The organism is Enorma sp. (assembly GCF_982429025.1).
In genome coordinates, this window is sequence record NZ_CEWCAA010000011.1 from 47,308 (window position 1) to 54,377 (window position 7,070).

Annotated in this window: 5 protein-coding genes; all 5 read right to left on the reverse strand. The window is 66.5% G+C overall.

The window, feature by feature from the left end; translation table 11 throughout:
* Nucleotides 1–177 precede the first annotated feature (177 nt).
* Nucleotides 178–3,093 carry an FtsW/RodA/SpoVE family cell cycle protein gene (locus AC1VS5_RS03430; RefSeq protein ID WP_481217699.1) on the reverse strand — a complete coding sequence of 972 codons (2,916 nt, stop codon included), beginning with the start codon at nt 3,091–3,093 and terminating at the stop codon, nt 178–180.
* A complete protein-coding gene (locus tag AC1VS5_RS03435; protein WP_481217700.1) occupies nt 3,093–4,856 on the reverse strand; it encodes a Stp1/IreP family PP2C-type Ser/Thr phosphatase in 1,764 nt (587 codons plus the stop codon). Before AC1VS5_RS03435 ends, AC1VS5_RS03430 begins: the two co-directional genes overlap by 1 nt.
* Nucleotides 4,853–5,266, reverse strand: a complete 414-nt coding sequence (locus tag AC1VS5_RS03440) for an FHA domain-containing protein (protein ID WP_019128731.1) — start codon at nt 5,264–5,266, stop codon at nt 4,853–4,855. Before AC1VS5_RS03440 ends, AC1VS5_RS03435 begins: the two co-directional genes overlap by 4 nt.
* 5 nt (nt 5,267–5,271) lie before the next feature.
* Nucleotides 5,272–6,384: an FhaA domain-containing protein gene (locus tag AC1VS5_RS03445; RefSeq protein ID WP_481217701.1), complete on the reverse strand. Its 1,113-nt coding sequence runs from the start codon at nt 6,382–6,384 to the stop codon at nt 5,272–5,274.
* A partial coding sequence (locus AC1VS5_RS03450) for a hypothetical protein (protein WP_481217702.1) occupies nt 6,381–7,070 on the reverse strand: 690 nt, incomplete at its 5' end. The genes AC1VS5_RS03450 and AC1VS5_RS03445, both read right to left, overlap by 4 nt.

Sequence of the window (7,070 nt, forward strand, 5' to 3'; positions counted from 1 at the left end):
TTCTTGCTCCTATCACATCTACGTACGCCGCTCACGCGGGCGATTATTACCTAGAAGGGCGTGCTTACGCGGGTTCCCTGCGAGCCGAGCCTGTGCGAGCGCCTCGGCTCGAGCACATTAGCTCGCGGCGGGTCCCCCGCGTTCGGCCTCTCGTTCTCGTGCATCCATGGCCACCCCTTACCCTTGCGCCGCGAGCGCAGCGGCGAGGACCTCGCCGGCGACCGAGGCGGCCGAGACGCCGTTTTCGTTGTAGTTCTCCACCACGACGGCGATGGCCACCGTCGGGGTATCGTACGGTGCAAAGCCGATGAACGTCGAGTTCACGTTGCTGTTCGAGACCTCGGCGGTGCCGGTCTTGCCGGCCACCTGCACGCCCGAAACCTGGGCGGCGGAGCCGGTGCCGTTCTCAACGACCTCGAGCATGGCCTCCTTGACCTGCGATGCCGTGGTGGAGCTCACCGCCTGGCCCAGCGAGCGGGGCTGAGTGGTGCTCACGACCGTGCCCTCGGGCGAAAGCACCTGAGAGACCACATACGGGTTCATGACGATGCCGTCGTTGGCGATGGCGGCGGCGATCACCGCGTTCTGCATGCAGGTCGTCTGCGGGCCGGGGGTGTGTCCCTGGCCCACGGGCTGGCCGGCGCCCGCCCAGCCAAGCTCCCACTCGGTCATCTCGCTTGGATCGGGCATGATGGAAGCGGTGGTTGTGAAGTCCTGGCCGAGCGACTGCCCGTAGCCGAAAGCGCGCGCGTACTGCACGAGCGTGTCGGCGCCGAGGTCGTTAGCGAGCTGGGCAAACGCGGTGTTCGCCGAGTATGCGAAGGCGCGGCGCAGGCTGATGCTGCCGTACGAGCTGCCGTGCATGTTCGTGATGGACGCTCCGCCGATCTCGATCTCGGAGGGCGCGTCGTAGGTGGTGTCGAGGGTGGCCTGACCACTCTCGAGCGCCGCAGAGAGCGTGACCACCTTGAAGGTCGAGCCGGGCGTGTAGAGGGCCTGCGTGGCGCGGTCGTATTCGCCGCTGCCTTCGCTGCCGCTCTCGCGCACGCTTGCGATATCGGTGTTGTCGAAGGTCGGCGCACTTGCCTTGGCGAGCACGGCGCCGGTGCGTGGGTCAAGCACGACGATCGAGCCCGAGAGCCCGTCGAGTGCCTGCTCGGCTGCTCGTTGGATGCGCGAGTCGATGGTCAGCATGACCGAGTTGCCGGGCTGGGAGACCCCCGCAAGGGAGAGCAGGGCATTCTCCCAGCTCGAATAGTCGACCGAGCCGGTGAGCGTATCGTTCATGGAGTTCTCCACGCCCGAGCTGCCGTAGCGCGTGGAGTAGTAGCCCACGGTGTGCGCCGCGAGGTTTCCGTTGGGGTAGGAGCGCACGTAGGTGCCGTCTTCCTGCTGGATCGACTCGGCGAGCGTCACGCCGTCCGAGGTGATGATGGACCCGCGCTGCACGTAGGCCTGCCGGGCGATGGTGTGGTTGTTGCCCGGCATGCTCTTGTAGGTATCGGCCATGATGACCTGGATGTAGGTAAGGTTGCCGATGAGTACCGCAAAGAGCGCCGTGAAGAAGAAAACCGTGCGGGTGAGGCGTTTGGCGAGAGCCACGCGCCCGAGCACGCCGGATTCAGGCGTGTCGAGGAGGCGCCGGCGCATGCGGGAGCCAGGGCGTGCGTGCGATCCGCCGATGGAGCCCGAGCCACCCAGCGGCTTGCCGGTGGCGCTGCGCCCGCCGAAGATGCGCGTGCCCACGCTGCTCAACGCCGGGGAGCCGCCACGTGCGGGGGCCGCGTCGGCACCGAGCGCGGTCATGATGCCCGTGCCGGTGAGCTCGGTCTCGCGGCCGGTCGCCTCGTCGCCCGCTCGCATCAGCAGCGCCACGATGATGAAGCTCGCCAAAAGCGATGAACCGCCCTGGCTCATGAAGGGCAGGGTGACGCCGGTGAGCGGGATAAGGCGGGTGACGCCGCCCACGATGAGGAACGCCTGGAAGCTGATGGCCGCAGTGAGGCCGGTGGCGCTGAAGGCGGCGAGGTCGCTCTTGGCGCGCGCGGCGGTGGTGAGGCCGCGTACCGCGAACAGCATGAAAAGCAGAAGAACCGCCGCGCCACCGAGCAGGCCGCACTCCTCGCCGATGGCAGAGAAGATGAAGTCGGATTCCACGACGGGGATGCGATCGGCCATGCCGCGGCCGATGCCCTGGCCCACGAGCCCGCCGTCGGCGAGCGAGTACAGCGACTGCACGAGCTGGTAGCCGCTGTTCTGCGCGTCGATGAACGGATTGAGCCAGATCTCGAAGCGCGTGCGCACGTGCGCCATGATCTGGTACATGCCAAATCCGCCGATGCCAAGCAGCACGATGCCGATGATCACATACGATATGCGCCCGGTTGCTACATAGAGCATGATGAGGAAGAGCGTGTAGAAGAGAAGCGCCGAACCGAGGTCGCGTTCGAAGGCGACGATGGCGAGGCATACGCCCCATACGACGAACAGCGGGGCGAGCAAGCGCAGGCGCGGAATCTTGAAGCCCATGACGTTGTGGTTGGCGATGGAGAGCAGCTCTCGGTTCTCGGCGAGGTAGCCCGCAAGGAACAGCACGATGCAAATCTTGGCGAACTCGCCGGGCTGGATGGTGATAAAGCCCAGGTTGATCCACAGCTTGGAGCCCCAGCGATCCTCGCCGATGAAGATGGGCAAGAGCAGCAGGATGATGCCGATGAGCCCGAGCGTGTATTTGTAGCGCTTCACCATGTCGAGGTTCTTAACCACGGCAAGCGTCGCCACCATGAGCGCGATGGAGACAAACAGGAAGACAAGCTGGTTGAGGGCCGAATCTGGCGCAAGGCGCGTGACGAAGGTGATGCCCACGCCGGAAAGCACGAAGACGATGGGCAGGATGGCCGGGTCGGCGCCGGGCGCGAAGATGCGCACGCCGATATGCGCCGCGGCGAAGGCGGCGAAGAGGCCGATCGGTACGGCGAGCGTGGTGAACGAGAGGGCCGCTCCGGTGGTGACCACATAGAGGGCGTAGAGGAGCGTGACCGGGAAGGCCGCTCCGATGAGCAGCATGAGCTCGGTGTTTCGGCGGCTACCCATTAGCTTTCGCCTCCTTCGGCATCGGCGGGGTCTACGGCGTCTGCGGCGGGATCTGCCGCAGCCGTATCATCGGAAGGCGCGGCGTCGCCCGACGAGCCTGCGCTCTCGGCGCTGGCGTCGCCGTGGATGGCGGCGGCGTCCTCGACGGCTCGGGTCTGCTCCTCGTAGATTTGCTGACGGTACTCGGAGACCGTTTGACGCGCCTGCTCCATGCTCGACTGGCTGATGCCGGCGCGCAGGCGGTTCTGCGTGTCTTCGGGAAGGTCGTCTATGTCGATGCCCGTCTCATCGTTCAGGTGGGAGAGTTCGATTCCCATGAACGATCCGGGCACTCCGGTGTAGATGGCCACGCAGCCGTCGTGCACGCCGAGGAACACGGAGTTGGTGATCACGATGGCGGCCGCCGCGCACGCGATCACGATGGCGGCGATGAGGCCCGTGAGGGCGATGAGCAGGTTGCGTCTGCGGCGGCGGGCGAGGTCGCGCAGGCGGCCATCGTCTACCACGTCGACCACGACGACGGTTACGTTGTCGGCGCCGCCCGCATTGAGCGCGGCGTCAACAAGGTTGTCGGTGCAAATCTGCGCGGTGGGGGATTGGGTGGCGATGGTCTCGATCTCGCCATCCGAAATCATGCTCGAGAGGCCGTCCGAGCACAGGATGAGCCGGTCGCCCTCCTCGATGTTGAGCTGGAAGTGGTCTGCGTACATCGCCGGGTCAGACCCGAGCGCGCGCGTGATGACCGACCGGTTGGGGTGCACGCGGGCCTCGTCCGCCGTGATCTCGCCCGCATCGACGAGCTCCTCAACATAGGAGTGGTCGTGTGTGATGCGGATGAGCGTTCCCTCGTGCAGGAGGTAGGCGCGAGAATCGCCAACGTGCGCGATGGCGATGACGTTGCCCTCGATGTACGCTGCGGTGGCGGTGCAGCCCATGCCCGCCTTTCCCAGACCGTTGGCTGCGGCCTCGATGATGGCGGCATTAGCAGCTTCGACGGCGGCGGCCAGGCGCGTGGGGTCGGCTTCCTGCGGGGCCAGGCGCGCGATGGTCTCGACCGCGATCGACGAGGCAACCTCGCCGGCGGCGTGGCCACCCATGCCGTCGCACACGCAGAAGAGCGGCGACTGCACCAGGTAGGAGTCCTCGTTATGCGTGCGTACGCAGCCCACGTCGGAGCGAGCGCCCCACATGAGCGAGGTGCTTGTGCCGGCATCGTAGGTGGAGTCGGTGTTGATGCGGTCCTCCGTGATGGGGGCGAAGCTCTGGGTCGAGCCTGGGTCGTCGAGGCGTGCCTCTACGGCCGCGACATCGATTTCCGCCGTAGTGTCTGGCCGTGCGTGCTCCGACGAGCCCTCCTGGCCCGGCTGAGCTGCGCTGGCTGTTTCTTCGGCATGCACGTGTTCATGTTGGGGGGCGGGCTGCTCTGCAAAGGGGGTTGGCTGCCTCTCGAAAGGGGTATCCGCAGGCTCTGAGACGGATGCCGCGGCGGTCGCCGCGGGGGCGTTGCCAAAGAGCGTGCTCGACTCAAGGTCAACCGCATCGTCTGCGCCGCCGCTTGCGGCATGGCCGTGATCTGCCATGTGGGCAGGTGCCGGCGCGGGTTCTGCGGCATGGGCGCGGGTGCGTTCATCCGTATGCGCGGGAGCGTTTGCGCGGGTGGCATCGAGCCCCTCGGGCGGCGCCATATGCGCGCCAAGAGGGGCGTGCTCGGCCTGCTCAAGGAAGGAGGGGATGTTCCCGCTATGCTGCTCCTCGGGCGTCATCGACGGTTCACCTTCATGACGACGTCGCCGATCTGCACCTCGTCGCCTTCGCGGAGCGTCGCGGGTTCAAGCAGCTGGCGCCCGTTGACGAGGGTGCCGTTAAGTGAGTTGAGATCTTCGATCACGAGTGCCGGGCCCTGCAGGGAGAAGCGGGCGTGGCTTGCCGAGACGAACGGTTCGTTGATGCAGATATCGGAGCTGGGGGAACGGCCCACGATCACGGGGCCGAGCATATCAACGTGAATGCCGCGGATACCGCGCGGGCCCTTGTCGACGTCGATGGTCCAGATGGCGGAATCGCGTCGTTGGCCGCGCACGAGCCCCACGCCGGTCTTCATGACCGCGAAGAGGAAGATATAGAGCAGGACGACCAGAACGATGCGTCCGATGAAGAGGATGACGTCGATCACTCGCATCAGCTCCTAAATTCGAAGGTGCTGAGCCCGAAGGTGAGCAGGTCGCCGTTGCGCAGCGGGCACCGCGTGATGCGACGGTTGTTCACCAACGTGCCGTTGGTGGAGTTGAGGTCCTCGATGGACCAGTCGTTTCCGGTAGAGGTGAGCTGCGCGTGGCGGCGGCTCACATTGGGGTCGCGCAGAGCCACATCGGCCACGGCGCGCTCGCGGCCCACGATGCAGGCCGGGCCGTTCACCTGGTACACGTCTCCCGTCACAACGTCAACGAGCTGGGCGGTCGCCTGCGCGGGCAGGGGAGCGCGGTTGCTTACGGCGGGGGCGGCACCGATTCCGAGCGATGCGCCGGTTGCTGCTGCGCCGCCCATGCCGGCGAGGGCCTCGCGGCCTACGGTCTTGGGCACGGGGATGGGGGATGCGGCATCGTTGCTCGCGAACGGATCGGGGATGTTGCTCGCGGCGACACCTGCTGCGACACCCGCCGCAGCGCTTGCTGCAGCGCCCGCACCGGCAGCGGCGCCCAAGCCTGCTGCGCTGGGGGCGTTGCCTGCAAGGGAGATAGGCTGCGCTGCGCTTCGAACCTCGGGGGTAGCCGCCTGGCGCGGTTGGGGTTGGCGCGCGGGAGCGGCCTGGCGCGGCTGCGCGGGCTGCTGGCGCGGCATGGGCGCCTGCTGCGCGCGATTGACGGCGGAGCGCCCGTAGTTCTGGCTCAGGCTGTTCTGATAGGCGCGCTCCTCCTCATAGAGTCGGGCGAGCGTGGGGCCGTCGACGTTCTCGGCAAAGACCGAGAACTTTCCCGGCTTGAGGGCGGGGTCGATCATGAAGCGCACGAGGGGCTCGCCCACGAACCCGTAGCGCTTCTTGTCGGCCTGGGCTTTCACAAAGCTCGTGACCTCGCGTGCGAGCTGCGGGTAGAACGGCGCCATAAGCGAGTCGTCGTCGGCAGAGATGAGGATCGTGTAGAGCGCCGGCGCGGTGTTGGCGCCGTTGACCACGAGGGTCTGATCTTCCATCTCGCGAGCCGCCTGCTTGGCGAGCTTCTTAAACGAGAACGGGGCGCGCGCGGCACCGAAGATGCCCGCCACGTGGTCCTCGAAGATGTTCAGGAAGTTCACGATCGATCACCCTCCGGGATGTCCTTGCGATAGCCAAGCAGATATACACATATGCCGATGATTATAGAGGATAGAGCTCCCGCCCCGAGAATCTTGGCAATCGATGCAGTGTCCACGCTGGCAATTTCCATAGGGTTTGCAAGACAGAGCAGCAAAACAACCATAATTCCCGCGAGCGCGCAGGCAACGCCGAGCATGCCGCCGCCGCGCGAATCGCGCATGTTGCGGGCGTGCCGGGAGAGCGCGGCGCTCGTTGCCGCAGCGGTCGCAGCGATGAGCGCGAGCCCCGCGAGGAAGGGCGCATCAGCGAGCGAAGCGAAGGCGGCGGCGCTCTCGAGCGCCCCGCCGTTCTCGATCGCGAGGTCGAGCCATCGGCTGAGGGCAACTCCGAGCGAGCAGCTGATGGCGGCGGGCACTGCGGGCAGGAAATATCCCGCAAAGGCCGCCACCGGACCTGCGAGCACGAGGGGATCGCCCGTGGCGGCGCCGAGCGCCATGATGCACACGAGCGCCACCGAGGCCGCTCCGAGCGTGCGGCCCCACGTGTACCACCATCCAATGAAAATCGCGCAGAGCACGGCGGCTGCGGGCAAAACGGCGATGAGGTTCGTGGTGCTCATGATCATCATGAGGAAGCCCGTGGCTACCAGTGCCGAGCCAATCTGCGGGGCGATGCCGCCGGCGGC

Coding starts and splice junctions, on each gene's coding strand:
- AC1VS5_RS03435 (WP_481217700.1), bottom strand. CDS start 4,856: ATGACGCCCGAGGAGCAGCATAGCGGGAACATCCCCTCCTTCCTTGAG.
- AC1VS5_RS03430 (WP_481217699.1), bottom strand. CDS start 3,093: ATGGGTAGCCGCCGAAACACCGAGCTCATGCTGCTCATCGGAGCGGCC.